Annotated in this window: 13 protein-coding genes; 8 read left to right on the forward strand and 5 right to left on the reverse strand. The window is 65.9% G+C overall.

Annotation, left to right across the window (positions count from 1 at the left end; translation table 11 throughout):
- Positions 1 to 10: 10 nt before the first annotated feature.
- Both QE388_RS12830 and QE388_RS12835 read right to left on the reverse strand, forming a co-directional pair.
- Complete coding sequence (locus QE388_RS12830; protein ID WP_307387137.1) at positions 11 to 1,282, reverse strand: DUF445 domain-containing protein; 1,272 nt, start codon at positions 1,280 to 1,282, stop codon at positions 11 to 13.
- Positions 1,282 to 2,445, reverse strand: a complete 1,164-nt coding sequence (locus tag QE388_RS12835; RefSeq protein ID WP_307385687.1) for an acyl-CoA dehydrogenase family protein — start codon at positions 2,443 to 2,445, stop codon at positions 1,282 to 1,284. The genes QE388_RS12830 and QE388_RS12835 overlap by 1 nt, the downstream gene beginning before the upstream one ends.
- Positions 2,446 to 2,523: 78 nt before the next feature.
- Between QE388_RS12835 and QE388_RS12840 the strand changes: the two genes are divergently transcribed.
- The gene (locus QE388_RS12840) at positions 2,524 to 2,928 is read left to right on the forward strand and encodes a hypothetical protein (protein WP_058595075.1); all 405 of its coding nucleotides are present in this window, start codon (positions 2,524 to 2,526) and stop codon (positions 2,926 to 2,928) included.
- Positions 2,929 to 2,956: 28 nt separating this feature from the next.
- Here the strand turns inward: QE388_RS12840 and QE388_RS12845 are convergent, their stop codons facing one another.
- A complete protein-coding gene (locus tag QE388_RS12845) occupies positions 2,957 to 4,162 on the reverse strand; it encodes an MFS transporter (protein ID WP_307385688.1) in 1,206 nt (401 codons plus the stop codon).
- 385 nt (positions 4,163 to 4,547) lie between these two features.
- Between QE388_RS12845 and nrdH the strand changes: the two genes are divergently transcribed.
- The 7 genes from nrdH to QE388_RS12880 all read left to right on the forward strand — a co-directional run bounded on the left by nrdH (position 4,548) and on the right by QE388_RS12880 (position 13,447).
- Positions 4,548 to 4,781, forward strand: a complete 234-nt coding sequence (gene nrdH, locus QE388_RS12850) for a glutaredoxin-like protein NrdH (RefSeq protein WP_058595077.1) — start codon at positions 4,548 to 4,550, stop codon at positions 4,779 to 4,781.
- A 28-nt stretch (positions 4,782 to 4,809) separates the two neighbouring features.
- Positions 4,810 to 5,250 (forward strand): class Ib ribonucleoside-diphosphate reductase assembly flavoprotein NrdI, encoded by a 441-nt coding sequence (nrdI, locus tag QE388_RS12855; RefSeq protein ID WP_058625193.1) that lies wholly within the window; start codon positions 4,810 to 4,812, stop codon positions 5,248 to 5,250.
- Positions 5,232 to 7,388: a class 1b ribonucleoside-diphosphate reductase subunit alpha gene (gene nrdE / locus QE388_RS12860; RefSeq protein ID WP_275799735.1), complete on the forward strand. Its 2,157-nt coding sequence runs from the start codon at positions 5,232 to 5,234 to the stop codon at positions 7,386 to 7,388. The genes nrdI and nrdE overlap by 19 nt, the downstream gene beginning before the upstream one ends.
- A 35-nt stretch (positions 7,389 to 7,423) precedes the next feature.
- Positions 7,424 to 8,398 (forward strand): class 1b ribonucleoside-diphosphate reductase subunit beta, encoded by a 975-nt coding sequence (gene nrdF / locus QE388_RS12865; RefSeq protein ID WP_013585931.1) that lies wholly within the window; start codon positions 7,424 to 7,426, stop codon positions 8,396 to 8,398.
- A 251-nt stretch (positions 8,399 to 8,649) separates the two neighbouring features.
- Positions 8,650 to 9,960 carry a hypothetical protein gene (locus QE388_RS12870; RefSeq protein ID WP_307385689.1) on the forward strand — a complete coding sequence of 437 codons (1,311 nt, stop codon included), beginning with the start codon at positions 8,650 to 8,652 and terminating at the stop codon, positions 9,958 to 9,960.
- Positions 9,957 to 12,392, forward strand: a complete 2,436-nt coding sequence (locus QE388_RS12875) for a ThiF family adenylyltransferase (protein ID WP_307385690.1) — start codon at positions 9,957 to 9,959, stop codon at positions 12,390 to 12,392. The genes QE388_RS12870 and QE388_RS12875 overlap by 4 nt, the downstream gene beginning before the upstream one ends.
- Positions 12,389 to 13,447: a patatin-like phospholipase family protein gene (locus QE388_RS12880; protein WP_307385691.1), complete on the forward strand. Its 1,059-nt coding sequence runs from the start codon at positions 12,389 to 12,391 to the stop codon at positions 13,445 to 13,447. The genes QE388_RS12875 and QE388_RS12880 overlap by 4 nt, the downstream gene beginning before the upstream one ends.
- 365 nt (positions 13,448 to 13,812) lie before the next feature.
- Here the strand turns inward: QE388_RS12880 and QE388_RS12885 are convergent, their stop codons facing one another.
- Both QE388_RS12885 and QE388_RS12890 read right to left on the reverse strand, forming a co-directional pair.
- Positions 13,813 to 14,739: a nucleoside hydrolase gene (locus tag QE388_RS12885; RefSeq protein ID WP_275799738.1), complete on the reverse strand. Its 927-nt coding sequence runs from the start codon at positions 14,737 to 14,739 to the stop codon at positions 13,813 to 13,815.
- Positions 14,736 to 15,584: a ribokinase gene (locus tag QE388_RS12890; protein ID WP_275799739.1), complete on the reverse strand. Its 849-nt coding sequence runs from the start codon at positions 15,582 to 15,584 to the stop codon at positions 14,736 to 14,738. Before QE388_RS12890 ends, QE388_RS12885 begins: the two co-directional genes overlap by 4 nt.
- Positions 15,585 to 15,614: the final 30 nt, after the last annotated feature.

Consider the following 15,614-nt stretch of genomic DNA (forward strand, 5'->3'; position numbering starts at 1 on the left):
GTCGATACGGTCACCCCCAGAAGAGGTGCGCGATCGTGAAGATCGCGAGACCTGCGAGGGCACCGACGATCGTTCCGTTGAGGCGGATGTACTGCAGATCGCGGCCCACCATGAGCTCGATCTTCTCGGTGGTCTCTTCGGCATCCCATCTCTCGACGGTGTCGGTGATGATCGAGGCGATGTCGTGGCGGTACCGCCCGACCACGAAGACCGCTGCGTCGGTGACCCATCCGTCGACGCGCCGCTGCAGGGTCTCGTCGTTCTGGAGGCGGACACCGACCTCGGCGAGAGCCGCGGTGGCGCGCCGTCGCAGCGCGCTGTCGGGATCGGCGAGCGCGGTGAGCAGGCCGGTCTTGGCGGTGTTCCAGGCGTCCGCCGCGAGCTGGCGGACGCGCGGGCTGTCGAAGACGGCGGCCTTGGCCTCTTCGAGGCGCACCATCGTGGCCGGGTCGTGCTGCAGGTTGTCGGCGAGTCGGGCCAGGTATCCGTCGATCGCGCCGCGCGCCTGGTGGCGGGGATCGGCGCGGACGGCGTCGACGAAGCTCACGGCCTCGCGGTAGATCGTGTCGTCGACCAGGCGCAGGGCGAGGCTCGGCACCCACGCGGGCAGACGCTGGGACACGAGCCCCTGGAACACCTCGCGGTTGTTGCCGAGCCAGACGGCGATGTTGTCGAAGGCGAGGTCCACGGCGCCGTGGTGTGCCCCCGAACTCACGACGCGTTCGAGCCACCCGCCGACCGAGGGGCCCCAGTCGGGGGAGAGGAGGTGTTCGCGCGCGAGGTCTTCGATAAGACCCTGCACGTCTTCGTCGCTGAGGGCGCGCAGCACGCTCGTCGCGAGCGTCGCCCCCTCGGCGGCGAGTCGCTCGGCGTGGGCGGGCTCGGCGATCCACGCCCCCGCGCGCGCCGCGAGGGGCGTCGACTCGAGCTTGGTGCGCACCACGTCACCCTCGAGGAAGTTCGTCTCGACGAACTCCCCGAGCTGGCGTCCGATCTCGTCTTTGCGACGGGGGATGATCGCCGTGTGCGGGATGGGGAGGCCGAGCGGATGCCGGAACAGAGCCGTCACCGCGAACCAGTCGGCGAGGGCACCGACCATGCCGCCCTCGGCGGCCGCACGCACGTACTGCAACCACGTGACGTCGCGCTGGAACGCGAACGCGACGGCGAAGATGACCGCCATCCCGATCAGCGCGCCGAGCGCGACGCCCTTCATCCGCCGGAGGGCGCGGCGCCGCTCCTGGTCGGCGGGGCTCAGTAGCGCAGTAGGGGTGCGCGCCATCACGACGACACCGGTCCGAGCCACGCCGTCGCCGCGGCGGAGTGCGCGGATTCGGGGTCGGAGGGGTGGAACATGCCGGCGAGCACGTCGCGGTAGAGCCGGCTGAGCTCGCTGTGCGCCGAGTACGACGAACCGCCGCCCACGAGGATCGCGTCGTCGACGACCGCCTTCGCCGTCGTGACGGCGCGATGCTTGATCCCGGCGAGCAGCGAGAACCACCGGCCGCCGTGATCGACGAGGGTGTCGACATCGGTGCTCAGATCGGCGAGTTGCGGGGGCAGGGCGTCGTAGGCGATCGCCATGTCGGCGATCCGCCAGCGGATGTCGGGGTCGTTCGCGTACGTCGTTCCGCTCTTCTTCGATCGGCGCGCGTGTGCGGTCTCGACGGCGAGGTCGAGGGCGCGACGGGCGATACCCGTGTAGACCGAGGCCAACAGAATCTCGAACACCGCGAAGATCCCGAACACGAGCGGGTCGGGTTGAGGTCCGGGCGCGAGTCGGCGCACGACGCGCTCCGCGGGGGAGGTCGCGCCGTGGAGTTCGGTGGTGCGGCTCTGCGTGCCCCGCATGCCCAGGGTGTCCCAGTCGTCGCGCGTCACGACCGCGTCGGTCCGGTCGAGGAAGGCGAACACCATCCGCGGCGCATCGGGCGAGGTGGTGTCGAGCCCGTGCACACCGAGGTGGTCCCAGACCGGGGCCAGCGAGGTGAAGATCTTCGTGCCCGTGAAGGAGTAGCCGCCGTCGGCCTCGGGACGCGCCTCGGTGTCGCTGCCGAAGAGCACGAGGTCGTTACCCGCCTCGCTGATACCGAAGGCGAAGACGTCGCCCGCCGCCGCTCCGCGCTGAACGAACGCGAGGTCGTCGATCCCGCGGTCCCGCAGGACCTTCGCTACGCCCGTCCAGACCAGGTGCATGTTGATCGCGAGGGCCGTCGCCGGCGCGGCGCCCGCGAGACGCTGCTGGAGCACCGACGCCTCCGCCAGGCTGAGGCCTGCGCCCCCGCGATCGGTGGGGACCAGGATGCCGAGGTAGCCCGCCGCCCGCAGCTCGTCGAGGTCGTCCTGGGGGAACGTGTTGTCGCGGTCGTGCGTCACGGCCCGCTCGCGGATGCGCGCGAGCAGATCGTCGGGCAGGAACCGAGCGGGATCGAACGGGGTGGTCATGGCATCCATTCTGTCGTCGTCGGTGGGCCGCGGGGCGTCCCGGCCCGAGAGTCCTCACCGCCCCGCAGAATGGATGCCATGATCTCGACCGAGATGGCCCTCGCCCTGCGCGAAGCGGGGCTGGTGTGGCATCCGCGATCCGGCGACCGTTTCCAGCTCGACGAGCCGGAGTTCGAGGCGGACGTCTTCACGGTCAGCGAGATGACGGTCGAGCCTCGGGACTATCCGACGGGGCGCATCCTCGCGTTCAACGGCACGACCGAGTGGGCGCTGGACTCCGTGGCCACCGAGGACGCGCTGTGGTTGCCGTCGGAGTCGCAGCTGCGCGAGATGCTCCGCAGCGCCTTCCGCTCGCTGCGTCGCCTGTCGGACACGTACGAGGTCGAGATCTCGGTCGGCGGCGCGAGCGTCGTGTTCGACCACCCCGAACCCGCGGACGCGTACGCGCTCGCCGTGCTGGAGCTTTTGCGTCGGATCCAGTGAGGGTCGGTGCCGGACGCCGGGCCTCAGCTCAGGTGATCGTCTCGACCGGTTCGGTGTCGGGGATCGGGGTCGAGTCCCGGTGACGCAGGTCGGGGAAGCCCTTGACGAAGACCGCTGCTACGGCGAATCCGGCGATGGCGAACGCGGCGGCGGCGATGTATGCGCCTCGCGGGCCGATGCCGTCGACGAGGAACCCCGCGACGGCGGATCCCGCGGCGGCACCGATGAGCTGACCGGTGCTGATCCAGCCGTAGGCCTCGGCGGTCTCGCTGAATCGGACGCTCGCCGAGGTCATCGCGAACATCACGGCGAGGGCGGGGGCGATGCCGGCGCCCGCGACGAGGAGGGTGGCGCCGAGCCACCACGCGTTCAAGGACACGATGGTGAGCGAGAGTCCCAGGGCGACGATCGCCAGGCGGCGTGCCATGGCCCACGGTCCGATCGGGATGTGACCGAACGACAGGCCGCCCGCGAGGCTGCCCACCGCGAATACGGCGAGGACGAGACCCGCCTCGAGGCCGCCGTGGTCGAAGGTCGCCACGACTCCGGCCTCGACCGCGGCACATGCGCCGATGAGCAGGAAACCGGTGGCCGTGGCGAGGAGGACGGGCGGCTTACCCAGCACGCGGCCGAGGGCGCGACGGCTGCGCGGGATGCGCACCCGCCCGACCTCGGGGCTCAGGATGAACCAGGCGCCACCGCCGAGAAGGATGACGACGACCAGCAGCAGGCCCGGGACCGTGCCGGCCTGGGTGGCGACGAGGGTGATCAGCACCGGCGCGAGCACCCAGATGATCTCTTGCAGCGATGCGTCGAGCGAGAACAGCGGGGTGAGCTGCTTCGAGTTGACCATCTTGGGGTAGATGGTGCGCACGGCCGACTGGATCGGCGGGGTCGACAGCCCCGCGATCAGCCCCAGGGTCATGTAGAGGGGGAGGGGCATCTCAATGAGCGCGAGGGTCGCGATCGCGGCAGCGCACACGAGGAGCGTGACGGTCAGCACGCGACGCATTCCCCAGATGCCCATCCAGCGGCTCGTGATCGGGCCCGAGATCGCCTGACCGACGCTCGTGGCTGCGAGCACGAGACCCGCCGCTCCGTAGGAGCCGGTGACGTGCTCGATGTGCAGGAGCACGGCGAGGCTGGTCATGCCGTTGGGGAATCGCGCGGTCAGCTGGGCGGCGATGATACGCCCGACGCCCGGGGTTCGGAGGAGTTCGCGGTAGCCGGCCACGGGACAACGCTATCTCGCCCCTCCGACATCGATGCAGCGGTCGGTGAGGCGCCGTCGCGCGACACGCCGCGACACGCCGGAGGTCGAAATCCACCGCCTGTGCAATGTCGGAACCCCCCTCTAGCGTGCGAGCTGTGGATGGATGCCGGAAGCCCCGGCGAGATCCGCGGAACGGCGGGCATCGCATGGCGTCAAAGAGGTGCGCGACCTGTGGATGAAATCGTGGAGAACCTGTGTTGTACATGGGGAGAGCGGTGGAAAATCACACTCGTGTAACTACTACCCCTTGTGGTTCCACCTGATGTCCGTCCCCATATGTAGTATTGAGGTCCCGGCGGGCCCCGCTCGCTCGGAAGATGAGTTTCCCCGGGAGAAAGAGAACAGAATGGCGATCACGGTCTACACCAAGCCGTCGTGCGTTCAGTGCACGGCCACCTACCGCGCGCTCGACTCGAAGGGCATCGAGTACGACGTGCTCGACCTGTCGGAGGACCCCGCAGCCCTCGAGCAGGTCAAGTCGCTGGGCTACCTGCAGGCCCCCGTCGTCATCACGGACGAGGACCACTGGTCGGGCTTCCGTCCCGACAAGATCGACGAGCTCGCGTCGCGCCTGGCGTGACACCGCGACAGGCTCACCGACCCCCGTCATGAGCGCTGTCCTGTCGGCGACCACGGCTCCGCTGCTCGTCTACTTCTCGAGCGTGTCGGGAAACACCGCGCGTTTCATCGAGAAGCTGGGCATGCGGGCCCTGCGCATCCCCCTTCGGCCGACCGATTCGCCCCTCGTCATCGACGAACCCTTCGTGCTGGTCACCCCCACTTACGGTGGGGGTGCCGGCCGAGGCGTCGAGAAGGGCGCGGTCCCCAAGCAGGTCATCCGCTTCCTCAACGAAGAGCGGAACCGACGACACATCCGCGGAGTCATCTCCGCGGGCAACACGAACTTCGGCGATGCGTTCTGCCTCGCCGGCGACATCATCAGCCGCAAGTGCAACGTGCCGCACCTGTATCGGCTGGAAGTATTCGGCACGCCCGACGACGTCGAGCGCGTCACCGAAGGATTGGAACGATGGTGGAAGTTGAGCTGACCGACGTGGACTTCAAGACCGAAGCGCGCTTCGAGGGCCTGGATTACCACGCCCTGAACGCGATGCTGAACCTGTACGACGCCGACGGCAAGATCCAGTTCGACGCCGACAAGCGCGCTGCGCGGGAGTACTTCCTGCAGCACGTCAACCAGAACACCGTGTTCTTCCACTCCCTCAAAGAGCGTCTCGACTACCTGGTCGAGAAGGAGTACTACGAGCCCAAGGTCCTCGAGAAGTACTCGCTGGAGTTCATCCAGGAGCTCAACGATCGCGCCTACGGCAAGAAGTTCCGCTTCGAGACCTTCCTCGGTGCGTTCAAGTACTACACGAGCTACACGCTCAAGACCTTCGACGGGAAGCGCTACCTCGAGCGCTTCGAGGACCGCGTCGTCATGACCGCTCTCGCACTCGCCGACGGTGACCAGCGCCTCGCGGTGCAGCTCGTCGACGAGATCATCTCGGGTCGCTTCCAGCCCGCGACCCCGACGTTCCTCAACGCCGGCAAGGCCCAGCGCGGCGAGCTCGTCTCGTGCTTCCTCCTGCGCATCGAAGACAACATGGAGTCGATCGCCCGCGGCATCAACTCGGCGCTGCAGCTGTCGAAGCGCGGCGGCGGTGTCGCCCTGCTCCTGTCGAACATCCGCGAGTCGGGTGCCCCGATCAAGCAGATCGAGAACCAGTCGTCGGGCATCATCCCCGTGATGAAGCTCCTCGAAGACAGCTTCAGCTACGCCAACCAGCTCGGCGCGCGCCAGGGCGCCGGCGCGGTGTACCTCAACGCGCACCACCCCGACATCCTGCGCTTCCTCGACACCAAGCGCGAGAACGCCGACGAGAAGATCCGCATCAAGACGCTGTCGCTGGGTGTCGTCATCCCCGACATCACGTTCGAGCTCGCCAAGAACGGCGAGGACATGTACCTCTTCTCGCCCTACGACGTCGAGCGCGTCTACGGCAAGCCGTTCGGTGACATCTCGGTGACCGAGAAGTACCGCGAGATGGTCGACGACCCGCGCATCAAGAAGACCAAGATCAACGCGCGCGAGTTCTTCCAGACCCTCGCCGAGATCCAGTTCGAGTCGGGCTACCCGTACATCATGTTCGAGGACACGGTGAACAAGGCCAACCCGATCGCCGGTCGCATCAACATGTCCAACCTGTGCTCGGAGATCCTCCAGGTCAACACGCCGACCACGTACAACGAGGACCTCTCGTACGACACCATCGGCAAGGACATCTCCTGCAACCTCGGCTCGATGAACATCGCCCTCGCGATGGACGGCGGCGACCTCGGCCTCACGGTCGAGACCGCGATCCGTGCCCTCACCGCAGTGAGCGTGCAGAGCCACATCGCCTCGGTGCGTTCGATCGAAGACGGAAACGACCGCTCGCACGCCATCGGCCTCGGCCAGATGAACCTGCACGGCTACCTCGCTCGCGAGCACGTCTACTACGGCTCCGAAGAGGGCATCGACTTCACGAACATCTACTTCTACACGGTGCTGTTCCACGCGCTGCGGGCCTCGAACCGGCTGGCGATCGAGCGTGGCACGGCTTTCGACGGCTTCGAGAACTCCACCTACGCGTCGGGGGAGTTCTTCGACAAATACACCGAACAGGTGTGGGCCCCGCAGACCGAGAAGACGAAGCAGCTGTTCGCCGGCATCCAGATCCCCACCCAGGACGACTGGCGCGAGCTGAAGGCTTCGGTGCAGGCGCACGGCATCTACAACCAGAACCTGCAGGCCGTGCCGCCGACCGGTTCGATCTCGTACATCAACAACTCGACGAGCTCGATCCACCCGATCGCGTCGAAGATCGAGATCCGCAAGGAAGGCAAGCTCGGTCGCGTCTACTACCCGGCGCCGTTCATGACGAACGACAACCTGGACTACTACCAGGACGCGTACGAGATCGGCTACGAGAAGGTCATCGACACGTACGCCGCCGCCACGCAGCACGTCGATCAGGGCCTGTCGCTGACGCTGTTCTTCAAGGACACCGTCACCACGCGCGACATCAACAAGGCGCAGATCTACGCGTGGAAGAAGGGCATCAAGACCATCTACTACATCCGCCTGCGTCAGCTGGCGCTCGAGGGCACCGACATGACCGAGTGCGTCTCGTGCATGCTCTGATCCGCTGATCCCGACGATTCCGACAAAGGACACTCATGGCTGAGAAGCTGCAGCTGCTGAACCACGTGCAGGCCATCAACTGGAACCGCATTCAGGACGACAAGGACCTCGAGGTCTGGAACCGTCTGGTGAACAACTTCTGGCTCCCCGAGAAGGTGCCGCTGTCCAACGACATCCAGTCGTGGAACACGCTCACCCCCGAGGAGCAGACCCTCACCATGCGCGTGTTCACGGGGCTCACGCTCCTCGACACGATCCAGGGCACGGTCGGCGCCGTTTCGCTCATCCCCGATGCGATCACGCCGCACGAGGAGGCCGTCTACACGAACATCGCGTTCATGGAGTCGGTGCACGCGAAGAGCTACTCGTCGATCTTCTCGACGCTGTGCTCGACGAAGGAGATCGACGAGGCGTTCCGCTGGTCGACCGAGAACGAGTTCCTTCAGAAGAAGGCGCGCATCGTCATGGACTACTACCGTGGCGACGACCCGCTCAAGCGCAAGGTCGCCTCGACCCTGCTCGAGTCGTTCCTCTTCTACTCAGGCTTCTACCTGCCGATGCACTGGTCGAGCCGCGCGAAGCTCACCAACACGGCCGACCTGATCCGCCTCATCATCCGCGACGAGGCCGTGCACGGCTACTACATCGGGTACAAGTTCCAGCGCGGCCTCGAGACGGTCGACCAGGCGCGTCGCGACGACATCAAGGACTACACGTTCTCGCTGCTCTACGAGCTGTACGACAACGAGGTGGGCTACACCCAGAGCCTCTACGATGCGGTGGGCCTCAGCGAGGACGTCAAGAAGTTCCTGCACTACAACGCCAACAAGGCGCTGATGAACCTCGGCTACGAGGCGATGTTCCCATCGTCGGTGACGAATGTGAACCCCGCGATCCTGTCGGCCCTGTCGCCCAACGCCGACGAGAACCACGACTTCTTCAGCGGGTCGGGTTCGTCGTACGTCATCGGCAAGGCCGAGGCGACCGAGGATGACGACTGGGACTTCTGAGTCGCCAGGTTCGCCGGTTGTCCTTCGAAAGTCATGTCCGATCCTGCAAGAACACCCACGGGATTCTGGAGTTCAGTGGCCATTCTCGCGATCGTTGCGGCTACCAGGATTTCTGAGAGGCCGGGGCGACGCGTGGTCGGCAAGTCGCTGGGGACGTGGTCGCATCTGGGGAATACGGCCAACGTAGAAAGTTTTTATCGTCCGCGGCGAGCCACTCCCGAACAGGCTGTGACAATGAGGAGGTCAATCAGATGACCGAAGCACTTCCGACCCGAGGCGCCGTATTCTGGCCGGTTGGCACAGGCGACAGCACCACGCTCGTCATCAGCGAAGAGCTTGTGATGCAGATCGACCTGCATGACATGGCGAAGGCGGACTCCGACGACAACCCTGAGCGCCCTGTCGTCGACGAACTCGCAGCGAGCTTGCCCGTGCGAGACGGGCGTCCGTACCTGGCTGTGTTCGCGCTAACCCACGCTGACAAGGACCACTGCCTAGGGTTTGCGGATCTGCTCGACAAGGTCACTATTGGCGAGCTATGGGCAACCCCTCGGCTGTGGCGCGAGTACCTCGACGGCTCAGAAGATGGCCTGTGCAAGGACGCTCAAGCGTTTCAGGAGGAGGCCGAGCGACGCGTTGCCGCGGTTCTGTCGGATGTTGCGGACGGTAGGACGCCTCAAAGTGGTGACCGGATTATCGTTTTCGGCTATGACACAGACCACGACAAGCACGCGTACGACGAGCTTCCGGCGGAGTTCAAGAGCGGACCTGGCAAGTCCGTCACCGCACTCGACGGCGTCGACTGCAGTGATGTGTTTGAGGCGTTCATCCATGCTCCCTTCGCGGCAGATGCGGCAGCGTCACGGAACGAGACATCGCTCGCAATGCAGGTGACGCTTCGCGACGAATCCGGGGTAGATGGGAAGCTTCTACTTTTTGGGGACCTTGCTCACGACACCATCATGAAGATCATGAGCTACAGCGAGGAGCACGAACGTACGGAAAAGCTGCAGTGGGACCTTTTGCTTGCTCCTCACCACTGCTCGAAGAAGGTCATGTACTTGAAGTCGGTGGACGGCACCGAGCTGCTTCTCGACGATGTACTTGACAAGTTCGTTGAGCATCAGCGTGATGGTGCGGTGATCGTTTCCAGCAGCCATACCATCCCCGATGAGGACAGCGACGGCGCGAACCCTCCGCACAAGATGGCAGCGGATCGATACCGCGAGATGGCCGACGAGCTACTCGTAACTATGGACTGGCTAGACGTCAACGAGCCTTCACCCATAGTTTTCGGCGTCTCCGCCGCCGGAGCTGGGATCGTGCGCGATGAGACGGTCGAGCTGGCCGCGTCCGCGAATCTCTCCAAGGAGCTTGCGTTCGCGAACGCCGACTCGCGGCTGGCAACCGTGCTCGCCCGCGCGAGCATCCTCGCAGGCGCCGTTGCCTCCACAGGGACGGCTGTTGCGGCCGCTTCGGGTCCTGCGCAGGTGCGCCAGGCGACGTCGCAGGACCGAGGCGGAGACGCGGCACCCGCGACCGCCGTCGGATTTGGGCAGTGAACACGCTCGCTGTCGAGCAGATCACAGCGCTCGCGACGCCAGACGGACCCATCCAACTGCTCGCAACCTCAGCAAAGAACGGTCTGACATTCCTCGAGGTGTCTCTCGACACGCGAGGCATCGCACACGCACCCGGAGGAATCCGGGTGCGTGCCCGCGAACGTTTCACCATCATTGTTCCGGAGGCATTTCCTTTTGCTGCTCCGAGCATCGCGGCGAGCCACGCGCGCTGGGCGAAAACTGCTCACGTTCAGTGGGGAAGGCAGCTTTGCCTCTATGCTGCGCCATCTGTCGAATGGAATCCCGGAGACGGGATCCGCGGGTACCTGGATCGTCTCATCAGCTGGTTGGAGAGAGCTGCGGCGGGGACTCTCGACCCCGAAGGGCAGCCGCTCCATCCGCCTGCTGTGTACTCCTCTTCTGCAGCCGGGCACCTCCTGGTAAAGCCAGATCTAGGGCAGATGGTCCCGTGGTGCAGTGATGACCAGGCAGAGCGAACCAAGATCCTTTACGCGTGGTGCGTTCAGCGGACTTATCGCGCTGAAGTAATTGAATGGCTTGCCTGGCCAGAAACGCTTGACCGGATTCTAGCTGCCAACTTCGAGCCCCAAGACGCTCTCGGCGACGCCTATTTTGTTACGCCCGTGGTGCTGATGTCCGACCAGCTCGGATTCGAGTTCCCGGACAGGGCCAAGCCTCTCATTGACTCGCTTGAAGCCGGTGGTGTCGCGCGAGAATCCCTGCTCGGAGAGCTATCAAGGGCGCGGCTTGTCAACCACTTCATCGAGGAGAAGCAGGAGCGCGGCGAACCATTACCGGCACTCCTTATTGTCGGGACACCGGCCCGACGGGTCGACCGTGCACTCCTTGCGCATCTGAGCGCGTGGCAGCTTGACGATATGGGGGCAAAGGTCGCCAACCTCGTCAGCGAAGGCGACTTCGGCGTCATGAAAGACAAGCGCGATGAGCTGTACGAGCTGGGACGTATGTGGGTCGAGGTCTCAAAAGTCACCTGGATGCGTGTGTGGGAGGACCGGGCCGAGGTAACTAGACCTCGTGATGCTGGCGCTGTAAGCGCTACTTTGCGAGGCAAGCGCGTGCTCGTCCTCGGGTCAGGAGCGCTTGGCGCGCCTATAGCAGAGCACTGCGTTCGGGCTGGCGTCAGCGAGTTGGCTGTCGCAGACAGGGGACGCGTCAACCCAGGGATTTTGACCAGACAGCCATACTCGGACGCGGACATCGGCCGACCCAAAGCTCAGGTGCTCGCCGAGCGCCTCAGCACCATTCGAGGTGACCTCAACGTGCAGCCGCTGCTCGGCGACGTCGTGACCAGCGTTCTTTCCGCCGCAGCGCAAGCACCTGACTTTGACCTAGTCATCGACGCGACAGCAGACGTTGGCGTCCGCAACGCGCTTGAGCGGCACCGAATGGATCACCGTGGCCGGTGGCCTGCTGTTGTAAGCGTTATGATCGGCCACGATGCGAGCCACGGGCTCGGAACCATCTCTGCTCGGGGCGTTTCGGGTGGTCCGGTGGATGTACTGCGTCGGCTTGCGATCGAAGCCGTTGCCTCGCCGGGCCTCGACGACATCGCCAACGACTTTTTCCCGCGCGAACCTCGCACTGATCTGTTCTTCCCGGAGCCAGGATGCTCATCGCCGACCTTCACTGGATCGCATGCTGACGTCAGCGCACTCGCCAGCATGCTCCTGAACGAGACCCTCGCCGCACTAGCGGCGCACTCCGATGAGATGTCAGCGGTTGTTGTGCGCCGTTCGAGCCGAACAAAGCCTGCTGTCGATATCAGGACGTGGGCGTCGGATCTCGTCCTCCCGGACAAGAACTCGGGGCGGTATGAGATCCGGATGTCACAGCAAGCGTTGGCAGAGATGCGCACAGAAGCTCGGCGAGGGCGACGGCTCCGCGGCGACCGCATCGAGACTGGTGGGATGATGCTCGGAGCGTTCGACGACGCGTGCCTCATCCTTCACATCGACCGTGCGATCGGGCCGCCGCCAGACAGCGTACTGTCAGCTAGCTTCTTCGATCACGGAGTCGTCGGCACGCAGGACCTCGTAGACCACCGCCGTGAGGTCACGCACAATCGTCAGAGCTTTGTCGGGCTGTGGCATTCGCATCCGGGTGGCGCTGCCTCCCCCTCTTCCACCGACGATGAGGGCATGTGGCGTCTGGTCAATCGGGAACGCGTGGGTAAACGGGCGCTCATGGTGATACTCGGGGGTCCGACGTGGGAACAGTGGCTCGATGGTGGTGCCGAGCCGTCCATTTATGCGCGCGTTTCCACACTGAGCGGAGCCGACCTCGAGGTGCCGGCTATTGTCAGCGTTCTTTCTCGCGGTGCAGACGAAGTGTTCGCCGGAGGATTCTCCTATCCGAGAAGATTTCATTCGGACCCCGGAGCGACATCGTGACTGCCACGCCGAGAAGGATCGGACTTGCGTTGTCCGGCGGAGGCTTTCGGGCGATGGCGTTCGGGCTCGGCGCGATGCGCGCCCTCCACGACCAGGACCTGCTGGATTCCGTTCGGGTTGTATCTGGAATCAGTGGCGGTAGTGTGCTCGCTGCAATGTGGGCGTACGGCCCTAACGACTTCGACTCATTCGATCTCGACGTTCGTCGACTTCTGCGAAAGGGTCTGCAGACGGAGCTCGCGCGACGCGCTTTCACCCCGGCGGCCGTGGCGCGGTCAACCGCAGCGTCTGTTGAAGGTGCATGGTTCGGCAGGCCTCGTGCCTTCTCCCGGACGGAGGCGCTGGCGACGGCCCTGCGCGGACGAGGCCTCGACGTTCGCATGGATGCCGTCAACCGCGAAGATCTTGAGACCGTCATCACTGCGACCGACTTAAGTCGTGGGCAGGCGGTGCGATTCGGCAGCAAGACAAGCGCTAGCTGGTCTCTGGGACGGATCACAGGGGAAGTCACTGTGGCCGATGCCGTGGCCGCATCTGCAGCATTTCCACTATTGTTGCCACCGCTGGTGCGGCGCTACGAGTTCGAAGACCGCGACGGTGCGAAGACCCGGACGACTCTAGCGCTCACTGACGGGGGCGTCTATGACAACCTCGGAGTGACGCCGCTGCTGCCCGGCCGCTCGACAGATCACACCGCCCACGTGTACAACCTTGACACCATCATTGTCGTCGACTCTGGACGCGGACAGTATCGACGTGCACCCGCCCGTCACTTCCCGGGGCGAGCGGCACAGACCTTCGGCATTGCTCACGGCCGTGCGCAGGACGGGACGCGCAGCCGCCTCCACCAGCACGCTGCAGAACTGAATGGCATGCTGCACGTTTACCTGGGCACGAACGACAAGAAGTTGCCACCTATCGCTGACTTGGTCCCGCGAGACTCCATCGCGCATTACCCAACGAACTTCGCGAAGATGCCTGCTCACAAGCTCGAGGCGCTCTCCGTGCGGGCAGAACAGATGACGAGGACTCTTGCTGCCCAGTATCTCCGGTAACGTCGCCGGAGCCGAGCCCGGCGAAGGTCCGGGCGTAACGCAGTTTCGTGCGGCCGACGATACGTGCTCATCCCGGGGCCGAGGCCCATATCGTTCGGGCATTCGAGCAGAGGACGACGGCTTGGCGAAGGCACTGACGAGCGACAACGGATCTCGTGTCTTGAGACCGCGCGAGGTCTCCGAGATTCCCTCTGCCAGGTGAACGCTGGTGTCCCGATTCCGCCGGCGACACGGCTTCTCAGTGATCGGCCGGTACTCCGATACCAGCGCGAACATGGGCACGAGGCCTTTCGACTCGCGAACAGATACATCGATGGCAACCCATCGCAGAGAGCGGCAGTCGCAGCCGTGGCTGTCGCGATGTCTCAGCCCGGCCACACCCGCCGCTCGAGGCGGTCCAGCAGCAGCTCGACCGCCGAGCCCTCCATGCCGCGCACCCAGCGCTGCGTATCGGACGCGTGCGACGACACGGTGCGACCGCGTTCGCCGCGTTCGAGGCGCACGTCGATGCGTCCGCGGGCGACGCTGACCCCGCGCAGCGATCCCGCGGCGACCATCGCGGCGAGCGGGTCGTGCAGTGCGCAGCGGCGGTCGGGGAACACGCGGCCCTCGTAGAAGTCGAGGTAGGCCGGGAGCATCGCGGCCAACGCGCGGGGGAGAGCGCCGGGGATCGCGTCGAGGCGCACGAGGTCGGTGGCATCCAGGGTCTGCGTCATCGTCACGTCGAGGGGGACGACGGTGATGTCCCAGTCCTGCGCGAACACGACGGCGGCGGCCTCGGGGTCGTTGTGGATGTTGGCTTCGGCCCACGCGGTCACGTTGCCCGAGTGCGAGAACGCGCCTCCCATGATCACGAGCCGATCGAGAGCGGCCACCCCGGGGGTCTCGGCGTACGCGGCGAGGTTCGTGAGAGGTCCGAGGGCGAGCACGGTGAGATCCGGATGCCGCTGGGCCAGGTGATCGATGAGCTCGACGGCCGCGCGGGCGTCATGTGCGCGGGCGGCGGCCGTCAGCGCGATCCCGCCGACCCCGTCCGCGCCGTGGACGTGCGGGGCCCCGCCGGCGTACTCACGCCCGCGGAAGTCGTGCGCTCCGATCGCAACGGGGATGTCGTCCACCCCGGCGAGCTCGAACAGCGAGAGGGTGTTGGCGGCCGCGCGGGCGGCATGCGTGTTCCCCGACACCGTCGTGACGCCCACGATCTCGACGTTCGGCTCGGCCAGCAGGTACGCCAGGGCGAGGGCGTCGTCGATGCCGGTGTCACAGTCGACGAGGATCGGGCGGCGGGTCATACGGATGCTCCGTACGCGTCGAGGGGTTCGAGGGCGGGTTGCGACGCGTCGTCGGCGACGGCCGCGGCTCCCACGGCGCAGGCGCGTGCGAGGGCGTCGGCCTCGGCGTCACCGCGCAGGAGTCCGCACACGAGCGCCGCGCAGAAGGCGTCGCCCGCTCCGACGGTGTTGCGGACGGTCGTGCGCACTCCTTCCGCCGAGGCGACGACCTCGCCGTGGCGGTACAGGCGGGCGCCGTCGGCGCCGAGCGTCACGCAGAGCAGCGGAGCGTCGTGCACCTCGGGGAGCTGCGCGTACTCCGTCTCGTTCACGATGACGAGGTCCGAGCGCTCGAGGACCCCGGGGGGCAGCGGCCGCGCGGGAGCGGCGTTCAGTGCGAGGTAGCCCGCGGTCTCCGCGGCGGCCGAGACGACGGCATCCGAAACCTCCAACTGCATCAGCACCGCGGCGCCGCTCTCGATGCCGAGTGCGCCCGGGTCGATCGCCGCGTTCGCGCCGGCGCACACGACGATCGAGTTCTCGCCGGTCGCATCGACGACGATGAGCGCGGTGCCGGTGGCGGCCTCGGTGGTCTGCACGCCCGAGGCGTCGATGCCCACGGCGGCCAGCTGATCCCGGATGCCGCGCCCGTCGAGGTCATCGCCAACCGCGCCGACCATCCGCACCTGGGCGCCCAGTCGGGCGGCCGCGACGGCCTGATTCGCGCCCTTCCCGCCCGGTCCGCGCTGGAGCACCCCGTCCGCGACGGTCTCTCCTGCGGCCGGAGCACGCTCGACGCGCGCGGTGAGGTCGACGTTGATCGCGCCGACGACGGTGAGATGGGGGACGGCAGAAGACGGGCTCACGAGGACCCAGCATGTCACGGCCCGCCGACA

Source organism: Microbacterium sp. SORGH_AS_0969 (genome assembly GCF_030818255.1).
Classification (GTDB): domain Bacteria; phylum Actinomycetota; class Actinomycetes; order Actinomycetales; family Microbacteriaceae; genus Microbacterium.

Coding starts and splice junctions, on each gene's coding strand:
- QE388_RS12830 (WP_307387137.1), bottom strand. CDS start 1,282: ATGGCGCGCACCCCTACTGCGCTACTGAGCCCCGCCGACCAGGAGCGG.
- QE388_RS12835 (WP_307385687.1), bottom strand. CDS start 2,445: ATGACCACCCCGTTCGATCCCGCTCGGTTCCTGCCCGACGATCTGCTC.
- QE388_RS12840 (WP_058595075.1), top strand. CDS start 2,524: ATGATCTCGACCGAGATGGCCCTCGCCCTGCGCGAAGCGGGGCTGGTG.
- nrdH (WP_058595077.1), top strand. CDS start 4,548: ATGGCGATCACGGTCTACACCAAGCCGTCGTGCGTTCAGTGCACGGCC.
- nrdI (WP_058625193.1), top strand. CDS start 4,810: ATGAGCGCTGTCCTGTCGGCGACCACGGCTCCGCTGCTCGTCTACTTC.
- nrdE (WP_275799735.1), top strand. CDS start 5,232: ATGGTGGAAGTTGAGCTGACCGACGTGGACTTCAAGACCGAAGCGCGC.
- nrdF (WP_013585931.1), top strand. CDS start 7,424: ATGGCTGAGAAGCTGCAGCTGCTGAACCACGTGCAGGCCATCAACTGG.
- QE388_RS12870 (WP_307385689.1), top strand. CDS start 8,650: ATGACCGAAGCACTTCCGACCCGAGGCGCCGTATTCTGGCCGGTTGGC.
- QE388_RS12885 (WP_275799738.1), bottom strand. CDS start 14,739: ATGACCCGCCGCCCGATCCTCGTCGACTGTGACACCGGCATCGACGAC.